Origin of the sequence: Aureispira anguillae, assembly GCF_026000115.1 — a bacterium.
In the GTDB taxonomy this organism is placed as follows: Bacteria; Bacteroidota; Bacteroidia; order Chitinophagales; family Saprospiraceae; genus Aureispira; species Aureispira anguillae.
On the sequence record NZ_AP026867.1, the window covers coordinates 4,911,679 to 4,933,072 of the forward strand.

16 protein-coding genes are annotated in these 21,394 nt (G+C 35.8%); 5 read left to right on the forward strand and 11 right to left on the reverse strand.

Features of this window, described 5'->3' with window-relative positions; translation table 11 throughout:
* Positions 1-16: 16 nt before the first annotated feature.
* On the reverse strand, positions 17-2,200 hold the full coding sequence (locus AsAng_RS19220) for a sensor histidine kinase (protein WP_264788716.1): 2,184 nt from the start codon (positions 2,198-2,200) through the stop codon (positions 17-19).
* A gap of 352 nt (positions 2,201-2,552) precedes the next feature.
* Between AsAng_RS19220 and AsAng_RS19225 the strand changes: the two genes are divergently transcribed.
* Positions 2,553-3,128 (forward strand): MarC family protein, encoded by a 576-nt coding sequence (locus AsAng_RS19225; RefSeq protein ID WP_264788717.1) that lies wholly within the window; start codon positions 2,553-2,555, stop codon positions 3,126-3,128.
* Positions 3,129-3,215: 87 nt separating this feature from the next.
* Here AsAng_RS19225 and AsAng_RS19230 read toward each other — a convergent pair whose 3' ends face one another.
* From AsAng_RS19230 to AsAng_RS19245, 4 genes are all read right to left on the reverse strand, one after another.
* Entirely contained in the window at positions 3,216-4,862 is a 1,647-nt protein-coding gene (locus AsAng_RS19230; protein WP_264788718.1) for a hypothetical protein, read from the reverse strand.
* Between the two features lie 27 nt (positions 4,863-4,889).
* Positions 4,890-5,393, reverse strand: coding sequence for a metallophosphoesterase family protein (locus tag AsAng_RS19235; protein ID WP_264788719.1), 504 nt, complete (start codon positions 5,391-5,393; stop codon positions 4,890-4,892).
* On the reverse strand, positions 5,390-8,212 hold the full coding sequence (gene ccsA / locus AsAng_RS19240) for a cytochrome c biogenesis protein CcsA (protein WP_264788720.1): 2,823 nt from the start codon (positions 8,210-8,212) through the stop codon (positions 5,390-5,392). Before ccsA ends, AsAng_RS19235 begins: the two co-directional genes overlap by 4 nt.
* Positions 8,213-8,457: 245 nt before the next feature.
* Positions 8,458-8,865, reverse strand: coding sequence for a cytochrome c maturation protein CcmE (locus AsAng_RS19245; protein ID WP_264788721.1), 408 nt, complete (start codon positions 8,863-8,865; stop codon positions 8,458-8,460).
* Between the two features lie 244 nt (positions 8,866-9,109).
* On the opposite strand from AsAng_RS19245, the gene AsAng_RS19250 reads away from it, so the two are divergent.
* From AsAng_RS19250 to AsAng_RS19260, 3 genes are all read left to right on the forward strand, one after another.
* Positions 9,110-10,681 (forward strand): T9SS type A sorting domain-containing protein, encoded by a 1,572-nt coding sequence (locus AsAng_RS19250; protein WP_264788722.1) that lies wholly within the window; start codon positions 9,110-9,112, stop codon positions 10,679-10,681.
* A 140-nt stretch (positions 10,682-10,821) separates the two neighbouring features.
* Positions 10,822-11,148 (forward strand): hypothetical protein, encoded by a 327-nt coding sequence (locus AsAng_RS19255; RefSeq protein ID WP_264788723.1) that lies wholly within the window; start codon positions 10,822-10,824, stop codon positions 11,146-11,148.
* 69 nt (positions 11,149-11,217) lie between these two features.
* On the forward strand, positions 11,218-12,933 hold the full coding sequence (locus tag AsAng_RS19260) for an ABC transporter ATP-binding protein (protein ID WP_407655341.1): 1,716 nt from the start codon (positions 11,218-11,220) through the stop codon (positions 12,931-12,933).
* Here AsAng_RS19260 and AsAng_RS19265 read toward each other — a convergent pair.
* From AsAng_RS19265 to AsAng_RS19290, 6 genes are all read right to left on the reverse strand, one after another.
* Complete coding sequence (locus AsAng_RS19265) at positions 12,930-13,349, reverse strand: DUF1801 domain-containing protein (RefSeq protein ID WP_264788725.1); 420 nt, start codon at positions 13,347-13,349, stop codon at positions 12,930-12,932. The two genes, AsAng_RS19260 and AsAng_RS19265, sit on opposite strands and share 4 nt — an antisense overlap.
* 24 nt (positions 13,350-13,373) lie before the next feature.
* The gene (locus tag AsAng_RS19270) at positions 13,374-13,847 is read right to left on the reverse strand and encodes a hypothetical protein (RefSeq protein WP_264788726.1); all 474 of its coding nucleotides are present in this window, start codon (positions 13,845-13,847) and stop codon (positions 13,374-13,376) included.
* The gene (locus AsAng_RS19275; protein WP_264788727.1) at positions 13,844-15,007 is read right to left on the reverse strand and encodes an OmpA family protein; all 1,164 of its coding nucleotides are present in this window, start codon (positions 15,005-15,007) and stop codon (positions 13,844-13,846) included. The genes AsAng_RS19270 and AsAng_RS19275 overlap by 4 nt, the downstream gene beginning before the upstream one ends.
* A gap of 5 nt (positions 15,008-15,012) precedes the next feature.
* Positions 15,013-15,483 (reverse strand): hypothetical protein, encoded by a 471-nt coding sequence (locus AsAng_RS19280; RefSeq protein ID WP_264788728.1) that lies wholly within the window; start codon positions 15,481-15,483, stop codon positions 15,013-15,015.
* Entirely contained in the window at positions 15,480-16,643 is a 1,164-nt protein-coding gene (locus AsAng_RS19285; RefSeq protein ID WP_264788729.1) for an OmpA family protein, read from the reverse strand. The genes AsAng_RS19280 and AsAng_RS19285 overlap by 4 nt, the downstream gene beginning before the upstream one ends.
* Before the next feature lie 190 nt (positions 16,644-16,833).
* Positions 16,834-20,118 carry a CHAT domain-containing protein gene (locus tag AsAng_RS19290; RefSeq protein ID WP_264788730.1) on the reverse strand — a complete coding sequence of 1,095 codons (3,285 nt, stop codon included), beginning with the start codon at positions 20,116-20,118 and terminating at the stop codon, positions 16,834-16,836.
* 355 nt (positions 20,119-20,473) lie between these two features.
* Here AsAng_RS19290 and AsAng_RS19295 point away from each other — a divergent pair, with 355 nt between their 5' ends.
* Positions 20,474-21,394: a DMT family transporter gene (locus tag AsAng_RS19295; protein WP_264788731.1), complete on the forward strand. Its 921-nt coding sequence runs from the start codon at positions 20,474-20,476 to the stop codon at positions 21,392-21,394.

Below are 21,394 nucleotides of genomic sequence, written 5' to 3' on the forward strand. Positions count from 1 at the left end.
CCTTTTTTACCATTAACTAAAATGGATAGATTTCTTGAAAAGACAACACATAATGTGTTCCTTCTTTTTGCTCTAAATGTTCTATTTCTCCTTTTAACTGAATCGATAGTCGTTTGACCAGCATCAAGCCTAGTGATTGAGACGCACTAGACTTATTAAGCTTAGAAAAGCCGATTCCATTATCCCCTATCTCCAGTTTTAAATTTGGAGATTCTAACGCCGTTAGTTTAACAAAAATAGTCCCCTTTTGTTCCTTTGGGAAGCCATACTTCAATGAATTGGTTACCAATTCATTGATAATCAAACCTAGTGGTATAGCAGTATCGATATTCAAAGACACATTTGGAGCGTCCAATTGCAAATCAATTTTATTCAAATCGCCTTTCATAGCGAGAATCAAACCTTCTATCAGATGTCTTAAATAATTTCCGTAATTAATTTTGGAAAGATCCTCTGATTGATACAACATTTCATGTACCATTCCCATTGAATTAATCCGATACTGACTATTTTTGAAAATATCTCTAATGGTAGCATCCTCAATAAAACTTGACTGCAAACTTAGCAAGCTTGTAATGACTTGCATATTATTTTTGACTCGATGATGAATTTCTTTGAGCAATACCTCTTTCTCTCTCAGAGACTCTTTTAGCCTTTCTTCTGCATTTTTTCGTTGCGTAATATCACTGAGAAAAACAATAAAAAACTGCTCTCCCTTGATGCTCATTTCCGACAACGCCATTGTAATAGAAAATTCTTGTTTGTTTTTGTGGACGGCACGAACTTCTAGTGCTTGGTTCAAAATTATCCCATCGCCTTCTTTTCTATAAATTTCGACATTCTTGCGATAAATATCATAATTTCGTGGAGGACCAATCAATTCATGCAAAACTTTCCCAACCGCCTCCTTTTCTGTCCATCCAAAAATTATTTCAGCTTTTGGATTCCACTTGGTAATCACTCCTTCCATATCTAGGAGTAAGATGGCATCTGGCGCATGATTAAACATCGTACGCACCTGTTCTTCACTATCTCGCAATGCAGCACTTGCCTTCTTATCCTCTGTTATATCTGCAACATAGCCATACCATAAGGTTGATCCATCAGACAGCCGAACAGGCTTAGAGCTACCTCTCATCCAACGGATACCCCCATCATTAGGTAATCTAACTCGATAATCCAAATTCCATTCTTCTAGCGTTACTTTAGAACGATACCCTGACTCTATAAACCGTCTAATGTCTCCCTCATGCATAGAATCAAATAACTTTGTTCCATCTTCCATTAATTCCTGAGCCGTAATACCACTTAATTCAAAAATACGATCACTTATAAATGGAAAACAAAAACTCTTATCAGGGAACATCTGAAATTGATAAATCACTCCTGGCACTAATTCTACATGCCGAGTTAATAGGTTATCCTGTTCTTTCTCTAATGGGTTGTGTACTACCTTTTTTTGTCTTGTCATCGCTTGAAGGTGTGCTTGAACATACCATAGGTCAGGAAAACCAAGGAAAACAATACTCAGATCAGCAACAAGCAATGCGCCATCCTTTTTCAGCAGCCTAACATTTGGGATAAAAACAGGCGTTTCTGTATTTTGTTGTTGTTCTTTAGTAATGATTAAAGGTCGATCTTCTGGATGTATTAATTCCAATAATGAGACCTGATCAACTAATTTACAACCATCAACATAACCCAACTGCAAATATCCTCCTTTGCTCACCTCCTTGATTGTTTTGCCATCATGAATGAATAGAACATCAAGGCAATGCTCCAAAAAATGGGCAGTTGTATTTTCTTTATTTTTTAAGGCAATAGCACTACAAGTAGTAGCCACTTCTCTTTTGACGACCAATGGCAATAAAGCTAAGTCCGCATCAGCAATACAATCTCGTACCCCAGCTTTCATCAAATCTATCCGAGCAATCAAACCTGTATCTACCCTAATGGCAATCAATGGCATATAAATTGCAGCTTTCTGAGCAATGATTAGAAGTTTGTCTAGGTCAATCGTTTTAAATTGAACATCAAAAACAATACAATGAATCGTTTGCTGCTCCAATTCATCTTTTAAGGTCTTAAGGTCTAATATTGGAATATAAGAAACTTCATATGTCTCCGTCAATGTATTTAATGAACCAACAATATAATCTACATCATTAGCAATTATTACAATATTCAATAAAATTTTCATCAATAACAGTTTGAACGGAAAAAAGAGAGGGGATACGAATATAACGGAAAGCCTATGAAGTTCAAAATTTTCGATTCATTTCCTACGGTTAATCCTAATCATTTTTTCCTTTATAATAGCGCTCCAATTGTCATAAAAAGCCGATTAAAAATTATTTTTTCAAAATATTGAAACCTTTTTAGAAGCCTTGGCGTTTTAAGCCTTTCCCGACTTAAAACCTAGCCTCATTAAGAGATTGGGCTAGGCATTTATTTTTAAGTTAACGTTTAAAATATGAATCATCCCCATTAATTTCCAATTTATTATTTATCAATCATTTAATTCATATTTTATTTAAATTTTAAAGCAAGACATGACGCTAAATTTCAATGAAATCTTATCGGTTTCTTTAATTTTATTCTCTGTAATTGACATCATTGGTTCTATACCAATCATTATAGATTTAAAAAAGAAAGCAGGAGGTTATATTCAATCTGGCAAAGCAACCTTAGTTGCAGGTATCTTGATGATTTCATTTTTATTTGCTGGAGAATCCCTCTTGGGGTTGCTCCACTTGGATGTGGCCTCTTTTGCCGTTGCAGGAGCTATTGTAATATTTTTATTAGGACTAGAGATGGTTCTAGGCATTTCGATCTTCAAAGAGGATGAAACCCTAGCTCGATCTGCATCTGTTGTTCCTATTGCCTTTCCATTAATTGCAGGGGCAGGAACCATGACCACGATCTTAACGCTTAAGGCAGAATATCACACCATTAATATTCTTGTTGGAATTATCCTCAATTTAATCTTGGTATTCATCGTTTTGCGTTTGTCTAACTGGATCGAAAAAAAGATTGGTCGAGGAGGAGAAGCAATCTTAAGAAAGGTATTTGGTATTATCCTATTGGCTATCTCTATCAAAATATTTAGAGGAAATATGTTCTTATAAAAAGCATAAAAATCAATGAAGTAATGAAGCTGTAAGTTGTATCTTTTTCATGGAAGAAGGCATACAATTTACAGCTTATTTTTTTGCTTAGTTGTTATCTTTATTGTCCTTTTTTTCTTCCATTTCCCAACAACCAAAATGAAAATAAGACCTTCCTTTAGCCCCATATTGGGGCTTAATTCCCATTATGAGAACTTTATCATCTTTTAGTAGTCTGATTTTTTTAGGATACACCACTATTTTATCTTTTTTTAATTGAAGTAGGCTTTTCTGACCAATAACTTCTCCCGAACGTGCATCGAGTTGACAATCTATTAAGCTGCAATTTTGAGGTTGATTACAATGCAGCACCTTTCGTTCTTTGTCCTTATCAATTGTCAAGTTTTCTTCCAAATCATTGTACAAGATGTGTATGACCTCCTTCTTTTTGAATGCGCCAAAAGAATAAAATTGGTCAGGAACATTTGTATATCCATCTCCTCCCCCTTTCTGTCGTTTAGGTATAATCCTAGCCCAAAGAATCGTATCATTCTCTGCTAATTTAGCCACTAGAATATCATTGATTTGATGCAATTCTTGCCGACCTTCTAATTTGTCCCAATAGACCTTAATATAATGTTGTTCTGCAAAAACCAATTGTGTTCCATCCGCCTGTTCCCAAATAGTTTTAATTTTATAATTTTGGAAACCCAACTCTTTCTTTTTTTGTATTTTTTTGGGCGACTTCTTAGCCTTTTCAAGAATAGCGTTAGGATACTGTATTATTTTTGCCGCTTTCCATTCGTTCTGTCCCAAATCAAACTTAAAGAGCCCATTCTCTTTATCAGCAATCTTATACGTCCCTAAACAACTAATAGCTCCCGTCTTATTATTAACCGATAACTTGGCCGAAACAACAATGGCACTATCCATAGGTGCTAACACCTTGAGAGTATCCAATACTTGAACCGTTGCTGTATGATCCATCCTTATTAGGGTATAAACAAAACGAGTTCCTTTCTTTTTTTCTTCCTTTTTATCTTTGCTTTTATACAGCTTGCACAACAAATAAGCATTCCCTTGGTTATCAACAACAGCATCCACTAAATCAGAGAGTGCCAATTGCTTTGCTTTTTGCTGAACCTTTGCTACCCCAAACGCTAACCGTTCTAGTTTTTTATTGCCAACAAATAATGCCAATTGTCCTTTTTCTTGCCTTTTATAAGGCATCTTTCCATAAATTAGGCATTTGGAGGCATCCTGCGAATAACAGTAACGATAACCTTCTAAATCGTGAATTTTATCCTTGTAAGCTAGTTCAAATAATAGAATAGGAGTTTTATGAACAGCTAACGTATTTTGATTTAAAGGATCAGCAAAAATGCTTTCCTTCTTATTTTCTTTGTCATTGATGGAGTAACAAAGATGTGGTGTATCATCGATCGATAAGGAAAATTGGTAGGTTCCTTTTAGCTTATCGTAATACAAATTTAAGTTCTCTCCGCTCTTCTTTTGTTCTAGTATTGGCGTGTAATAAGCCACTTTTCGACGAAAATAATACTGCTCATCTTTGTACTTATGCATCCAATAAAATCCCTTTGGGGAATACTGGATGAGCTTATTTTCATTAAAAATCGAACGCATTTCATAAGGGGCACTCCAATCTATTTGCTGCCCTCTAAGTGTAGAAAGATGAAAAAGTAGAATACTAAAAACAACTAAACTCGTTTGACTATTTAAATATTTTCTGTTCATAGTATGCTACTCAAAAATGAATTACCTTTATTTAATCTTTCCTCTCAGTCCTAGTTCTATGGCCTCCAAATGTTTAATTTGCTGATTAATAATCGAAAAACGAAGCAAGGTTTTTACTCGATGAAAGCCGTGAATTCCACAAGCCCCAGGGTTCATGTGTAAGGTTCCCAGCTCCTTGTCTCGCATTACTTTGAGGATATGAGAATGCCCACAAATAAATAAGGTTGGACGATACCACTTGAGTCTGCCGTGAATATACTTGGGATACTTGCCAGGATAACCACCGATATGCGTCATCCAAATGGTAATTCCTCCGCATTCAAAATGCAATTCTTTAGGGTAACGCACTCGCAATTCATGCCCATCTATATTGCCATACACTGCTCTTAGGGGCTTAAAAGCTTCTAAACGATCAGCCGTTTCAACATTTCCAATGTCTCCAGCATGCCAGATTTGGTCACAGTCTTTAAAATACTCAAATATTCCCTCGTCCAAATGGCTGTGTGTATCTGATAATAAGCCTATTTTCATGATGCCTCCTTTTCTTCAACAACCATTTCATCTCCCTCTTTCTCCTCTCCTTTCTTTTTCTTTCTTTGAATGCGTTGAACGCCACTAAATAAAAGGCCAAACATCATCATAATACAACCAATCCAAACCAATTGAATCCCAGGAAAGATCAAAGCTTGCACCACTACATAATCCCGTTTGGGTGCCTTATCTTTTACTTGCATAATTACCTTTCCTTCTTGTGGCAAAATATTGGTCAACTTAAATTCTAAGCCCAAGCCATCCAAAACCGTTGGTAAGCTAAATTGCTGGCGACCTCGTATATAATACAACACTCTGGCTTCTTCCTCTTCTTGCGTATTAATGTCTTTAATCGTCAAAATTGCAGTAACAGGAATATCGCCTTCGACATGCTTATAGTCCTTATGGTCATAAGTGGTGGCATCATTGGCCTTATAAACGATATAATAACGATTGGTATAGAAAGTATCTCCTACGGCTATATGTTTGGGTTGCCAAGTTGTGGTATCTGCTTTTTCTTCTGCTTCGGGATCAAAAAATGCCCAGCTAGGAACAGCCAAGGTAAAGACATCCTGATGGATATAATGCTTGGTATTCGGATTGGCAGCTCTAAATTTCAGATTGCCATTGGGCAAGGTATCGTGCAGTACATTAGGTGTTGTAATAAAACGATCTACAATATTTCCTTCGGCATCTTTTTTCAAAAAATTAAGCTCAAAAAATTGTGCATTTCCCTCTGTCCAATTCTTGGTATAACTCACCGTAAAACCATTGGTCAATTGCACCGTTTGCCCATAAGGCACCAATATATTTTTGTTGGTTTGCTTATTTAAATCCCCCAACAAACCATCTAATTCTTTTGAAGCAAAAGGATCAGCTAAAGCATGTTTTAACGCCCCTGAAAAAACAACCCCTACCAGCATTAAACCAAACCCAACATGCGACAGAACGGACCCCGCCAATTTCATATTGTTTTTGAGTACAGCAATTAGATAACTAACATTGGTTAGGATAGAGAAAATACCGCAGCCTACCAATAACCAATATTGCCAAGCCAAAATCCCCGATGCCCACATCACAGGAATCGTAATAACAATGGAAACCATCAAAGCTACTGTAATATAGGCTGCAAAACGATTGCCGTATTTGCCCGTCATGTCCTCTTTTTTATACGCTAAAAACTGCACAACACCTGATAAAAAAGCAACCAAAACACCAATCCAAAGTTGAAAATTGTTGTGGTGAGTTACAACATCTTCAGGAGGGGCTATGTTTCCACCATCTAGGGTAACAAAAAAGGTATAAAAACTATCCAAGATCGCTACTCCTTCAAAATTACTAAACAAACTTACTCCCCAACCTATTAAGGTATCAAAAGGCTCAATGACCACTAAAGCATTAATCACAGGAATAGACGTGGTTACTGTAATAAGACCTGCTGAAAAGAGAAGAACTAACGCTCCTACAAACATCCAAAATTCACGAGAATAAGCACTTTCTTCTTTTTTAGGTGCTGGAATTTCCTTTCGACGATAGGCATAGAAACCAATCCCTGCAAACAGAATTGCCCCCATAAAAAGTACCATCTGCCATTCCATTCCCATCTCGGTAAAAGCATGTACGGAAGTTTCTCCTAAAATACCACTACGTGTCAAAAAAGTAGAATAAACAATAAGAAAGAAGGTCAACAAATAAAAGAAGTAGGTACTTTTGGTAGAATAACCTGTTGCTCGTGCCACCAAAGTAGTATGTATACCAGCAATTAAGGTAATCCAAGGCACCAAAGAGGCATTCTCTACAGGGTCCCAAGCCCAATATCCCCCAAAACTCAAAGCTTCGTAAGCCCAAACTCCTCCCATAAAAATTCCTGTTCCTAATACCGCTCCACTAAATAAAGCCCACTTCAAAGCAGGTTCCATCCATCCTGTATGATCGCCTTTCCAAAGCCCTGCTACAGCATAGGCACAAGGAACGATTGTCGTTGCAAATCCCAAAAATAAAGTAGGCGGGTGAATGGTCATCCAATAGTTTTGAAGCAATGGGTTTAATCCTGTTCCTTCTATTGAGCTCAAATAATTAGGTGTATTAAAGATGGGCGCAAAATGTACATCACGCAACAACATAAAGGGACTTCCTCCTATTCTCACCTCTCCTAGATGATAACAATCTGCCAAAATCAACAGCATCAAAATCAGAGAAGGTAATACAGCTGCTATTTTAAATTGCGTTTTTAGGTGTTGAGGTCCTTTAAAAATCAAAATCGTAAATAATCCTGTCAAAAGCAACCAAACAAAACCACTACGCCCATATATGTTTCCTAAAAAAGCATAATCGGTGCTTTCTGGATCGCCTCCATTAAAATACAGCCCAAGGATAAAAAATACAAAGAAAATTTGTGCAAACGAAAGCACTGTCATTACAGGTTGCTCCCATTGTTTGGCCGTTTTGATTAAAACAAATCCTAGGATAGAATGCCAAAACAGCCACAGCAAAAAACTACCTTCTTGCCCTTCCCAAAAAGCAGCAAATGTGTATCGAAAAGGTAAGGTATCAGAGACATGACTCCACACATAGTCATACTCATAATACTTATTAATCATCATAAAAAAGATCAGCACAATTACACTGATAATAGAAATTCCATGTGTAATAAACGCTGCACGCCCAATCTTACGCCAGTTGTTTTTTTGAGTTTCCTCCTGTTCGTTCGTCCCCAAAGCATAACTAATGGTTGACAAAAGCGCTGTTACAAAAGCTAAAAAGATTAAAAATTGTCCTAGCTGCCCTACCCAAAGATGCTCACCAATGTATTGTATCATTTTCTTTTTTTTCTATCTCGTTGATGTAAAAGTTGCAAAAAAACAAGCACTGTTTTAATTGTTAAACAACTTCGTATAGTTTATATGATAAAGTTTAGCATTCCATTGCTCTAAATTAAAAATTGGAAGCAATTCCAATGAATCCTCCAATTTTTAATGATTACTGTTTGTACGTTTTCATTCCTTCAAAGCTCCTTTATTCTAGAGCATCTCTTTGAATTCAAAACCAATTAAGCACACAAAACTTAAGCGTCTTCAAAGATCAAATTTTCATTCTGAATCATTTCATCTTGATATTTAGAAGGACATTTGAGTAAAATATCGTGCGCAACAAATACATCTCCTTTCATCTGACCTTTTAGAACAATTTGTTCTGAGCGCTCAAATTCAGCAGGTTTTTCTTTCTGACAAATGACTTTGTGCTCTTTTCCCTCCTCGTCTTTCATATAAAAGGAAAAAGAATTCGCATCCTTTTCTGGATTGTAAACAATCTCTTTGTCTATAGACAAATGCCCAACTACTTGATGAATACTATTGGGTTGTTCAATAGCGGTAGCAAAATTGGTATAAGTACTAGATGCCCCAGCAATGGTGATTAAGGAACTGATGGCAATTGCAATGGCAATTAATCCTATGATTTGTGTTTTTTTCATGATTTTTGTACTTAATATGTTGTACTATAATTAGCTGCTTTATGCTTATACCTTTAATAAGTCTAAAAGCCCCATTTTTGTTTTCACATTTTGTTTTTTTGACCTACCTTTTACATCTTTATAGGCTATAAAAAACATAATTTGATTGGTCTAGGCAGTTTTCTGCTACAAAAATACTAATTTTTGAGCATAGAATATTTATCAAAATCTTAAACCTGTTATTTAGACTTATTCTTAATTAAAAATGATTCTTTTTTACCTTCTTTTATTTTTAATTCCCAGTATTTCAACCGCACAAGCAAACATACGTATTGGTGGTTTAGGAGGAGATGAAGCAGTTGCAACAGCTATCTATCAAAATAAGATTATAGTAGGCGGAACTTTTCAACAAATGCTGAATGGACAGCCTAGCCATGGAGGGAGTGATATTTTTTTACAAGCTTATAATTTACAGGGTCAATTGTCTTGGCAATACAACCTTGGTAGTTCCAACAATGAGCAACTCAAAGCGCTGTGCCTCTCCCCTAGTGGTGCGATTTATAGCACAGGAATGTTTAGTGATAGTTTATTTATAGGCGCTACAGATAGCATTCTTTACAATCATCAGCAGGCTGTTTTTATTGTCAAACAGGATATACAGGGGCAATTTTTATGGTCCCGATCCTTGTCGGGACAAAGTTTGGTGGTTGTAGAAGATATTGTTAGTGATGCACAAGAAAACATTTATATTACAGGAGCATTTCAAGATACCTTTGTTATTGATAGTAATCATCAGTTGATTGGAGGCGCTAAAAACAGTCCATTTCTAATTAAATTAGATCCTGATGGAAAAGTACTTTGGAGCCAATCGCCTGCACTTTCTGATGAAGCAACAGGTATTGCATTAACCATAGATGATAAGGGACAATTGTATTGGGCAGGGCATTTTAAAGGTTCTTTTGCCCTCTTATCAGATACTATTCGAGCACATTGGGTTTACAACGACCTTTTTCTAAGCCAAGTGGATAGTAATGGTCATTTTATCTGGCAACGTCATTATGGAGGCGTTTACAATAATACCTGTAAGCAATTGGAATGGTACGCAGGATCGCTTTATTTGGGAGGTAGTTTTATGGGGGTCTTAGATATTCCTCCTCTACGGTTGGTAACAGCTTTCCGCAATTTTGATGCTTTTGTGGTTCAATTGAATATGGATGGAATCGCCAAGTGGGGCATTCAAAGCCAAACCGAAGCGGATTGTTTTTTTGAAGCCATTGCTTTTTATCAAGATCAAATTGTAGTGTCTGGCGTTTATAATGATTATTTCAAGTGGCAGCAGCAACAGGTGCCAGCAATTAATGGAGCAGAAACATTTCAGGTGGTATTAGACAGCAATGGTCAAGGTGCTCAAATTAATACATGGACAGGAAATGGCTTTGACTTGGTCAAAAGTACAGCCATTCATTCTAGTGGTCAAGTTGTAGCAGTAGGCGGTTTTCAACAAGACATTCGTTTAGGCAAACAAACGCTCCAAGCACAAGGCTTTTCGGATGCATTTCTTTATATCCAAGATTCTGCCTTAGCCACATCGGTCACTAAGATCGCTCATTTTGAACTGGTAAAACTATCCTTTGCCCCCAACCCAAGCCAAGACTCTACAACCATTCTCTGTCCTAATGGTAGGGTCAAAAAGTGGCTGTTATACAACATGCAAGGACAACTAGTCGCTCAAGGGAACCAAGCAACAGTTCCGCTTCAATCTATTTCTAGTGGCACTTATAGTATTCAGGTTCATACTGACAAAGGAATGGGGATAGAGAAACTGATTGTCCATTAAAAGAGAAAAGCCAAAAGACAATAACAATCCTAAAAAATATACCTATCCATAACTTATTCTAAAAGGATTCCGTTACTTTTATGGTTAAATCCTCAACTTCCTTTTTTAATTATTATCGATTACTCAAATTGCACTAAAAAATGGCAAAAAAAAAGACTTCTAACCCTAGCAAATATATTATCCGTGTTGTTTATGGTTTCAAAGAAAAACTCAAAGTTGTTTTGTTGGGAGAATTAATAGCTGGATCTGGCAACGTAGATGATGGGATGTTTATTGAAGTTGCTTTAGAAAGTGGTTCTAGTGTTGGCAAATGGAAAATCCTAGAAGTGCTACATACGAGCTTTATCAACCAACATGAAAATCCAAACTTTAAAGGTCTTATTGTAAAATGTAAAAATTTAGCAGATTTTGAACTTCTAAAGTCCTTGCGTGTTTATGATGAAGTAATTAATATTATAGAAAAGTAACAATCATTGAGCGAATCAACTTCAAAATATGCAGACTGGCCGCTGGCTAAACGAGTAATTAGCTTGGCAATGCCTTATCGAGCTGTTTTTTTCTTAGCTGGAATCCTGTCTGTCATTCTAGCCCCTGTTGCTATTTTAAGACCCTACCTTGTACAACGTACTGTTGATGATTGTATCATCAATGGCAATGGGGAAGGACTAATTTTTATGATTAGCCTTTTGTTCTGTGTCTTGGTTCTACAAGGCATTTTATATTATATTTTTGCTTATTCTACCAATTGGTTAGGGCAATCGGTTATTCGAGATTTGCGAACTCGAATTTTTGACCACATCAATAGCCTGCGTCTAACTTATTTTGACACCACTCCTATTGGTACATCCATCACTAGAACCATCAATGATGTAGAAACGATCAATACTGTTTTTTCGCAAGGTTTTATTACCATTATTGCAGATATTCTCACACTATTTTTTGTCTTGGGGATTATGCTTTGGACGAGCTGGAAAGTCACCTTGGTTTGTTTGGTTACCATTCCGATCTTGATTATTGCTACTTATTGGTTTAAAGAGGCTGTAAAAAAAGCATTTGAAGTTGTTCGAACACAGGTTTCTCTAATGAATGCTTTTTTGCAAGAGCGAATTACGGGCATGCGCATTGTACAAATTTTTAATGCCGAGGAAAAGGAGTTGGATAACTTTAAAGCAATTAATCACAAATATGCAAAAGCAAACATCAACTCTATTTTCTATTATGCCATTTTCTTTCCAACAGTAGAAATTCTATCGGCAACTTCATTGGGATTGATGGTATGGTATGGTGCTAGAGGGGTCATTGAAGGAGAAGTTACCTTAGGCGTTTTAGTAGCCTTTCCATTATACATTGGTATGTTGTTCCGTCCAATCCGCATCTTGGCCGACAAATTCAATACCCTACAAATGGGATTGATTGTAGCTAAACGCATTTTTACCGTATTGGACAATACCAATATCACAGAAAATAATGGTACACTTAGTCCCGATAATTTTAAGGGTGATATAACCTTTAATCAGGTTTACTTTTCTTACCAACAAGATAGCCCTAGTGAAGCAATCGAAGAGTGGATTCTGAACGATGTTAGTTTTAATATCCATGCAGGGGAAACCATGGCTATTGTAGGAAGTACTGGAGCTGGAAAATCGACGATTATCAATATATTGAATCGCTTTTATGAAATTCACAAAGGAGCAATAAAAATTGATGGCAATCCAATTAAATCATACGAGTTATTTGCCTTGCGCAATCGGATTGCGGTTGTGCTACAGGATGTTTTTCTATTTTCAGGTTCCGTTTTGGACAATATAACGCTAAAGGCGCCACATATTTCTAGAGAGGAAGTTATTAAAGCAGCTAAACTGATTGGTGCCCATCAATTTATTGAAAAGCTACCTGATGGCTACGACTACCAAGTCATGGAGCGAGGGGCAACCCTATCAATGGGACAACGCCAGCTCATTTCTTTTGTTCGTGCCTTGGTTTTTGATCCAGACATTCTCATTCTAGATGAAGCAACTTCTGCGATTGATCCAGAAACAGAAAGTATCATTCAATATGCCATTGAAAAACTAGTTGCTAAACGCACTTCTATTATTATTGCTCATCGACTATCTACCATCCAACACGCTGACAAAATTATGGTCTTAGAAAAAGGGAGGGTAAAAGAGATTGGTTCGCACCACGAATTGCTGCAAATAGAAGATGGCCATTACAAGGAGTTGGTAGAAACAGCCTATGCTTTAAATGGTTAATGATATTTTTCTTTCATATACTGATAAGAAGCTGCAATTAGCTCCTTTAGCACCTCTATATCAATTTGTTCTAAACGATTCACATACAAACACGCCTTGCCTGTCTTGTATTTCCCCAGTCGGTTCAACAAATCTTCGCAGCCTTCAAATCCATTCATCAGGTAAAGCGTCAAACTTGTTTTTCGAGGCGAAAAGCCTGTCATCATCCAGTCCCCCTCTCTCCCTGTGGCGTATACATAATGGTAACTGCCAAAACCGACAATGCTCGTTCCCCACATCTTAGCCTCCTCGCCTGTAATTTCTTTAAAAATTGTCAAGATGGTAAAAGCATCTTTTCTTCGTTGCTCGTTCTCTACGCTATTTAAGAATGCCTCAACATCTCCATTATTCAGTGTTGTTTTTAGTTTTTTGGTCATTTTCATTTCTTTTATAGTAAACTATTAGTACATCAGTCGATTAAGATTCAACTTTACATAGTCTTTTTTATTGTATTTTATCTTTTCTACCGTTTTAAAAGCAGGTCTATATTCATCATATTTGCCCAATATTAAGTGTAAGTTTTCCTTTAAGTTTTGTATTCTTTTATGTATTACTTTAGAGGAAACATTTTTAGAAGCAGCTCCTTCAATGCAAAATAGAATATTATCTTCATATATGTTTGCCTCAATCTTTCTTAGTATTGTATCGTTTTCTATTTCATCCAAAAAAGAAAAAACTTTTTTTAGCATATTAGGACTCATAGATGTTGAAGTATCATTGGAATATTTTATATCTAACTCATAACTAAGAACTCTTTGTTTTATAACTTCTTCCTGTTTATCTAAGTGCAGTAGCTGATCTTCTGTTTTATTTTTATTCTTAATCATTTCACAAGAAAAGAGTAAAAAAGAAGTCAATATAAGTAGTCTCATCATCTTTCAATTACTAATATTTTAACATATCTTTTTGGATTGAGGGACCATTCCCCTTGAGATAAATATTTTATCTCTGCTATAGGATCTTCTTCAGAATTTTTACCAATAATAAGTTCTAGTGATTTTTTTACATCTAAAGCTCTTTCACCTCCTAATTTTAGATTGTAAGTATCTTTCCCTGTTTTAGTGGTATAACCAATAACTTTAATATAAGCTTCTCTATTTTCAATTTTTGATTTTAATTCAGCATTTAAATTTTTCCACCACTGATATAAGGTTCTCAACTGGTCACAAGAAAGGATCGCTTGATTCTCAGATTCAAAAATTAGTTTTTTAGAAATAGGGGCAGGAACAATATATTTTTCAGGTTGAAGTACTAAAGTTGGCGCAATAGACTTAAGCACTTGATCTGTCATCACAAAGGTTGTTTTTTTGTCTTTGCTATCCCAATTTTTGTACGACTCTTCCAAGGTTTTTCCCTTTGCAAGACCCTTGGCTTGCAATCGGATGCTCGCTCCCCCACTAATGTACTTTATCCCTAAGGTTATATCATATCCTTTGAGTTTTTCATGATTATTAATCGTCACTGTTTCATTTGAATCCAATAAGCTAAATTTACCCTTTTTATCAATATGAATGGTCGCTGAGAAATCTTTTTGCAAAACCTCTTCATCATTACTAGTCAACAAATTAGCATCTATAAATATTACTTTTGCCCACGTATATACTTCCACTTTTGTATTGGAAGGGATAGATACAATAGGGAAATCCGTTTCATTTTCTAATTCTACTTTAGGTAAGATAACGGGAGCTTCATTTGGTTGATCCAATCGCCAATATTTTATCGTGATAAAGGTTTCTAAAGAAATAGAAAGTTGATAATCTATTTGCCTCTCAATTGGGTCATCTTCTTTTTTTCGTTTTAAACTTTTTAGGTCTGTATTTATTTGTAAGATTTTTTGTCTTTTAATTGCTATGGCCTCTTCCACCTTAGCAATTGTCGCTTCTATTTTATCCAACTGAGCTTGCTCCTCTGCACTAATTCCCCCCGCTTTTTCTAAAATTTTTTTATAAACGCTAAACTCTTTTTTACACTTATTTTTTTCCCGATTCAGAGTCCTTAATGCTTCGGCTTTCTGCTCTAATTCTTTTCTAGTCATAGCAGTTAATACATTAGTCGATTAATAGTTATTTCTATATCGTGCTTCTCTTTGTATTTCAGATTGGTTAGGACTTTAATAATTTCCATTTCATAATCTATATTAAAGCCTATCATACCAGTTATAACTTCTTTTATATCCTCCATTCTTTTCTTTGCTGTTTCTCTTGAAAGCTCTCTAGTCATACCAGCTTGTATATGGATTATAAATGAGGTGTCAATAACATCTCTATGAAGCTTATTTATGATGGTATCTTGCCTAAACTCTTTAGCCCATTTATGCAATGATTTGTAATGCTTATTCTCTAATTTCCATTGTTCATTTGAGTCATAGTCTAAATACAACTTATAACTCAGGATTTGTTGTTTTAGTAAACTATCTAAATAGATTTGTTTATTATTTGTTAGATCTGTTTTTTTTTCTGTATTAGAACAAGAAGCAACTAGTAGAAACAAACTTAAAATTAGTCCTATCATTTTATTACAATTAAAATTTTAACATATCTATTAGGATTGTCTGTGTTCTCTCCTTCTGAAATAGGTCGTATATCAGCAATACTCTTACCTTCTAAAGTAATTCCAATCATTCCAGCCAATAATCTTCCTACATCAAATGCTCTATCGCCAGCTAAATTATAGTTATACAAATCATTACCTGTAGTAGTAGTATATCCAATAACTTCTATATAAGCTTCTCGATTTTTTACCTTATTTTTCAAATCATCCTTCAAACCTTTCCACCAATCTTGTAAGGTTCTCAACTGGTCACAAGAAAGGATCGCTTGATTCTCAGATTCAAAAATTAGTTTTTTAGAAATAGGGGCAGGAGCAATATATTTTTCAGGTTGAAGTACTAAAGTTGGCGCAATAGACTTAAGCACTTGATCTGTCATCACAAAGGCTGTTTTTTTGTCTTTGCTATCCCAATTTTTGTACGACTCTTCCAAGGTTTTTCCCTTTGCAAGACCATTGGCTTGCAATCGGATGCTCGCTCCCCCACTAATGTACTTTATCCCTAAGGTTATATCATATCCTTTGAGTTTTTCATGATTATTAATCGTCACTGTTTCATTTGAATCCAACAAGCTAAATTTACCCTTTTTATCAATATGAATGGTCGCTGAGAAATCTTTTTGCAAAACCTCTTCATCATTACTAGTCAACAAATTAGCATCTATAAATATTGCTTTTGCCCACGTATATACTTCCACTTTTGTATTGGAAGGGATAGATACAATAGGGAAATCCGTTTCATTTTCTAATTCTACTTTAGGTAAGATAACAGGAGCTTCATTCGGTTGATCCAACCGCCAATATTTTATCGTGATAAAGGTTTCTAAAGAAATAGAAAGTTGATAATCTATTTGCCTCTCAATTGGATCATCTTCTTTTTTTCGTTTTAAACTTTTTAGGTCTGTACTTATTTGTAAGATTTTTTGTCTTTTAATTGCTATGACCTCTTCCACCTTAGCAATTGTCGCTTCTATTTTATCCAACTGAGCTTGCTCCTCTGCACTAATTCCCCCCGCTTTTTCTAAAAGTTTTTTATAAACGCTAAACTCTTTTTTACACTTATTTTTTTCCTTATTCAGAGTCCTTAATGCTTCGGCTTTCTGCTCTAATTCTTTTCTAGTCATAATAGATGGGCTGTTTATAATTTTATAGCCTATAGCTTTGAGGTATCATTAACGACAAAAGGCTTATAAAAGTATATTTAATATCTTTATAACATTGATAATCAAAGGCACTTAACTTTTTATTAAGATTTAACAGACCGATTCATTTAGTAATTTAAACCCTTTGGTAAAAAGCCACCGACTAATGCAATTATTTAGCTGCCACCCTTTTCTTTTTGATCGTCTTGTATCCGAAACCAAGCAGCAGCAACAGCAGCAACAACGCCAAACACCACCAATAATCCCAAAGGCTATATTCTATTAAGATAGCAACAGGATCGGTGTTTCCCAACACCACAAAGCTCCCCCAGAAAAAAGGAGCTTGGTATCTAGGAACACTTTCAAACTCCTTCAAATAAGCTATTTTTGCTTGTTGCAAAGCTTCATCTTTAGGCATTCCCTGCTGCAATGCTTGATAAAAAGTCTCCATCAAAATTTTAGTGGCTTCATCCGATACGGCCCAAGTACTCATGACAATATTAGGCACTCCTGCATAAGCAAAACCTCTAGCAATACTAACAACGCCCTCGCCCCTCTTTAGCACCCCAACACCAGAGTTACAAGCACTCAATACAGCCATATCAGCATTCAATTGCATATTAAACAACTCATAGGTATGCAACAAACCATCTTCCTTATTTCCCTGATTTAGAATTAGACTAGAAAAGCTTGGATTTCTATCGTTCAAAACACCATGTGTCGCCAAATGCAACACCCCAAAATTAGACGCATTTTGCTTAAATTCATACTCTGTTGCCGTTTCAGCAAGTGCCGTTTGACCATCAAATAACCTTGCAATTAGATTCGCTTCTTCCTGCGCAGCAGGTAATTCTTCGATTCCATCTGCTATATTTTTCTCTTTTAGAATAGCTTGCATGGAAGAAAAACTAGGAGCCCATGCTATAATATTATGCATTACCTCTGTTGTTTTTTCTTGCTTGCTCTGTAAAAATAAGTTGGCAGAATAATTATAAGTAATTGGGTGACTATTAATCAGATAAGTTAACTTTCCATAGATCAGTTCTTGATCTCCTTGTTTAAAATCACTTGTAGTCGGTAAAACGCCAAAAGGCAAATAGTTCAAGGTTTCATCAGGTGCAATAATTAGCTTTTTTCCTTCCAACTTTTTATCCAACTCTTCCCCCATTACAACCTCATAAACCTTATGCCCAAGATTGACATATTTTTCTGCTTTTTGTGTTCGAATATAACGCAATAAATCTCTAACATATTTAGCCGTGGAAACGCCTGTTTTTTTATATTGATTGTACACAGTATGGTTGGTTATTGCCAATACAAAAACAAAAGAGTCGCTTACCACATATTCCAAAAATGCTTCATTATCCGCCAATTCACGTTGCAAATCTGCCAAAGTAACCGTCTTGTAATCATACTTCATTTTATAATAGTCAGGATACTCCTTTTCTAATTGTTGCAACAAAAGTTCATGCGCTTTCATTCTATCTTCAACCTCCTTTTCGAGTTGCCCAATCCGCTTTGCACTCAACTTACTGGTATCTTTATAAGTATAAAATATTTCTTTATTTAGATAAGCCAACTCCACTTTTAATTGATGTTCCTTTTGGATTAATTCTTGGGGAATTTTAGCAATTTTTTTTGCCTTTAAATCCTGCAACGTTTCGAGCAATACGGCACCTTTTGACAATTCCCCATACCTAAAAATTTCCTCTAAGAAAGCGGCATCCTTTGTCAATTCATAGAGTGTATTAGCCGTAACAACAGCCTGTTGACAGAATTGGTGTGTGAGGGCAGAAAGTTCGTATTTTTCTCCTTCATTTCTATGTATCTTTCTTAGGCGATTGAGTAGTTGCACTGCTATATCATAATTATCTAGCACTTTTTCTAAATCTTCCTTTACCTCTTTTTGGCTCATTCCATACAAAATTTCACCTTTGGTGCTAATCGCATTGAGCAACTCAAATGGATAGTATATCTTGGAAGGATCAGGAACCGCTTGCCTAGAAATCTCCGTACCCTCTTTCAGAGTAGCTGCTATCGCCTCATTTACTAAATTGAGTGCCTCATTGTATTGCTTTTCTGCCAACAAACACTGACCAAGTTTGGACGCAACCTCTGCTATCCAGGGGTGCTTTTGAGGATAAATAGATTTCATGGCACTTAAGGCCTCTTGATAATACGTTCTTGCCCGTGAAAAGTCCTCTGCAATAAAGAACAAATCACCCTTGGCTATATGCGTTTCAATTTTTAAAGGCATCTGTTTTGCTTTAGGAAAACGCCCAATTAGTGCACCTGCTTTTTCATAAGCCAATAAGCCCAGATTTAAGGCAAGGACATCAACCTCTTGTTTGCTGCTTTGAATAGGAGTTAGTCCTCGTTTTCTTAAAGCAACTTGCCAATTTTTATCGGTTTCAGAAGCTGCTGTTTCGTACCAATTCAATCCATTTTTTACAGAACGATAAAGCAAGCCTTGGTTTAAATAAGCCGTGTAGGCATAAGCCAAGTCATTGGGCGGCAAAAAACTATTCCAAGTTTTTAGTGCTGCGGTATTCCATTGAATCCCTTTTTCATAGTTTTTTTGATCAATGCTAATTTTTGCAAGAGAAGCATTAATACTAGCTTTAAGCTGTCCCTTTTTGCCCGATTGGTTAATTTTATCGGCAACATCTTTTAAATATGCTAAAGCTTCATCATAATATTGGGTCGTCATTTTTATCATTCCTATACGATACAACAACTCAATATTATCTTCTTTTGTATTCTGAAAAATTTCATCCTTACGATTTTGCAAGGTCTTATAGATTTCTAATGCATCATAGGGAGCCTTGATTTTTTCGTATAATTCGCCTAATTTAAAGTAATTAAATTTAAACAGTTGTTTATTTCTTGCTGCTGCTGGCAACTTTTCAATTTTAGCAATAGCTGCTTTATAATAAGGAATTGCTGCTTCATAATTTCCTTTAGAAATTTTAATCACGCCTAAATATTCAGACAATTCAATCGCTATAGAAGTTGGAAAGTCGGGCTTTATTGTTTTTAATTTTTTTTCTATTCGTTGGCTAAGTTCTAACGCTTTATCTGGTTCATAATAAGCCCAATAATATCGACTTACGCAAAGATCATAAGCAACAAAAGCTGCTGGACTTTTGACCTTTCCTCCAGCCATTAACTCTCCTGCTTGAACAAAAGTGGTATAAGCTTGGTCTTTCTGTCCAAGATGCAACCAAGCTAAACTATGAAGAGAAGAAGCGAGTAATTTTCCATCGTAATTATCTGCATACAAAGCCGTTGCTTGCTCCAACAATGGGATAGCATTTTGGTACTCTCCCTTTAAATAAAATGTTTCTCCTTTTTGTAACAGTTGATAGGCAGCGTCTGGACTCGCCAATTCGGGAATTTGCCCATTTACAAAAAAGTTAAGCATTAAAAAGTATAAAATCAGGCTGTAATATTTCATAATAGGAATACTGAGTTGAAGATCTTTATTGTGTTATTGCATTAGGTGAACAACCTTTTTATTCTATAATTTGAATACGATTGTCATTAGCATTTAAACTGCTAGGCCTTTGTAAAAAAACTAAACAGAGATCATTTGAATTGGATTTGGGAATAAATTTATCATAAAAAGATAAAGGATTATAATATTTTGACTAATCTTGCAGCAGTTTATCGTAAGAAGGTCTAAAATTCGAGATGAATTGCCCAAACAAGCCTAAATATCTTATACCAACAATACCATTTTTAAGCCAATTTTATTGATACACAACTTCAAAGGACATCCATTCATCGTTCTAAAAGAAGGAATATAAACAATGAAGAACAAATTAATTTTGGCACATATTGCCATGTTTTTAGTTGCCCTAATTTACGCTGCCAATTTCACCATTGCAAAACCTGTTATGGCAGGAGAAAACCCGTATGTAGCACCCTTTGGTTTTATTATGATGCGTGTTTTAGCTGCTACAACCTTGCTCTGGCTTACGCATTTGCTTTTTGTTAGAGAACGAATCGAGCGTAAAGATATACTTCGCCTTGCACTTTGTGGGGTCTGTGGGGTAGCAGGCAATCAACTTTCCTTTTTTTATGGTCTCAACCTAACCACTCCTATTAATGGTGCTCTAATTATGCTCACCACTCCCATCTTAGTCTTAATCCTATCCATGTTTGTTTTTGGAGAAAAATTGACGGCTGCTAAAGGCAGTGGGATCGCCTTGGGGTTAACAGGAGCAGCACTGTTAATTTTGAATAATCGAGGAGATATTCCCAATGCGCCCAATCCGATGCTAGGAAACATCTACATTGCCATCAATGCGGCTTTTTATGCTGTTTATTTAGTGCTTGTAAAGCCACTAATGAGCAAATATTCCCCTATCACCACGTTAAAATGGGTCTTTTTATTTGGAACTATCTATGTGTTGCCCTTTGGCTGGGCTCCCATGCAAGCAGTAGACTACCAAACGATGCCCAGTCATATTATGTGGAGCATCTTTTTTGTGTTATTTTTTGTTACTTATTTAGCTTATTTAATGAATGGAGCAGCCCTAGCCATTGTAAAACCATCTGTATCTAGTGCTTATATTTATTTGCAACCCTTACTCGCTAGTATTATTGCTGTTGGTGCAGGAAAAGATAAAATAACAATGGTAATGATTGGTGCAGGTTGCTTAATCTTTACAGGTGTATTTTTGGTCTCTAAACGCTCTAAAGTTACCCCTGCCCTTGAAGAAGAATAA

What these genes read in the sequence shown, in the direction of transcription:
- AsAng_RS19220 (WP_264788716.1), bottom strand. Translation starts at nt 2,200, where the DNA reads ATGAAAATTTTATTGAATATTGTAATAATTGCTAATGATGTAGATTAT.
- AsAng_RS19225 (WP_264788717.1), top strand. Translation starts at nt 2,553, where the DNA reads ATGACGCTAAATTTCAATGAAATCTTATCGGTTTCTTTAATTTTATTC.
- AsAng_RS19230 (WP_264788718.1), bottom strand. Translation starts at nt 4,862, where the DNA reads ATGAACAGAAAATATTTAAATAGTCAAACGAGTTTAGTTGTTTTTAGT.
- AsAng_RS19235 (WP_264788719.1), bottom strand. Translation starts at nt 5,393, where the DNA reads ATGAAAATAGGCTTATTATCAGATACACACAGCCATTTGGACGAGGGA.
- ccsA (WP_264788720.1), bottom strand. Translation starts at nt 8,212, where the DNA reads ATGATACAATACATTGGTGAGCATCTTTGGGTAGGGCAGCTAGGACAA.
- AsAng_RS19245 (WP_264788721.1), bottom strand. Translation starts at nt 8,865, where the DNA reads ATGAAAAAAACACAAATCATAGGATTAATTGCCATTGCAATTGCCATC.
- AsAng_RS19250 (WP_264788722.1), top strand. Translation starts at nt 9,110, where the DNA reads ATGATTCTTTTTTACCTTCTTTTATTTTTAATTCCCAGTATTTCAACC.
- AsAng_RS19255 (WP_264788723.1), top strand. Translation starts at nt 10,822, where the DNA reads ATGGCAAAAAAAAAGACTTCTAACCCTAGCAAATATATTATCCGTGTT.
- AsAng_RS19260 (WP_407655341.1), top strand. Translation starts at nt 11,218, where the DNA reads ATGCCTTATCGAGCTGTTTTTTTCTTAGCTGGAATCCTGTCTGTCATT.
- AsAng_RS19265 (WP_264788725.1), bottom strand. Translation starts at nt 13,349, where the DNA reads ATGACCAAAAAACTAAAAACAACACTGAATAATGGAGATGTTGAGGCA.
- AsAng_RS19270 (WP_264788726.1), bottom strand. Translation starts at nt 13,847, where the DNA reads ATGATGAGACTACTTATATTGACTTCTTTTTTACTCTTTTCTTGTGAA.
- AsAng_RS19275 (WP_264788727.1), bottom strand. Translation starts at nt 15,007, where the DNA reads ATGACTAGAAAAGAATTAGAGCAGAAAGCCGAAGCATTAAGGACTCTG.
- AsAng_RS19280 (WP_264788728.1), bottom strand. Translation starts at nt 15,483, where the DNA reads ATGATAGGACTAATTTTAAGTTTGTTTCTACTAGTTGCTTCTTGTTCT.
- AsAng_RS19285 (WP_264788729.1), bottom strand. Translation starts at nt 16,643, where the DNA reads ATGACTAGAAAAGAATTAGAGCAGAAAGCCGAAGCATTAAGGACTCTG.
- AsAng_RS19290 (WP_264788730.1), bottom strand. Translation starts at nt 20,118, where the DNA reads ATGAAATATTACAGCCTGATTTTATACTTTTTAATGCTTAACTTTTTT.
- AsAng_RS19295 (WP_264788731.1), top strand. Translation starts at nt 20,474, where the DNA reads ATGAAGAACAAATTAATTTTGGCACATATTGCCATGTTTTTAGTTGCC.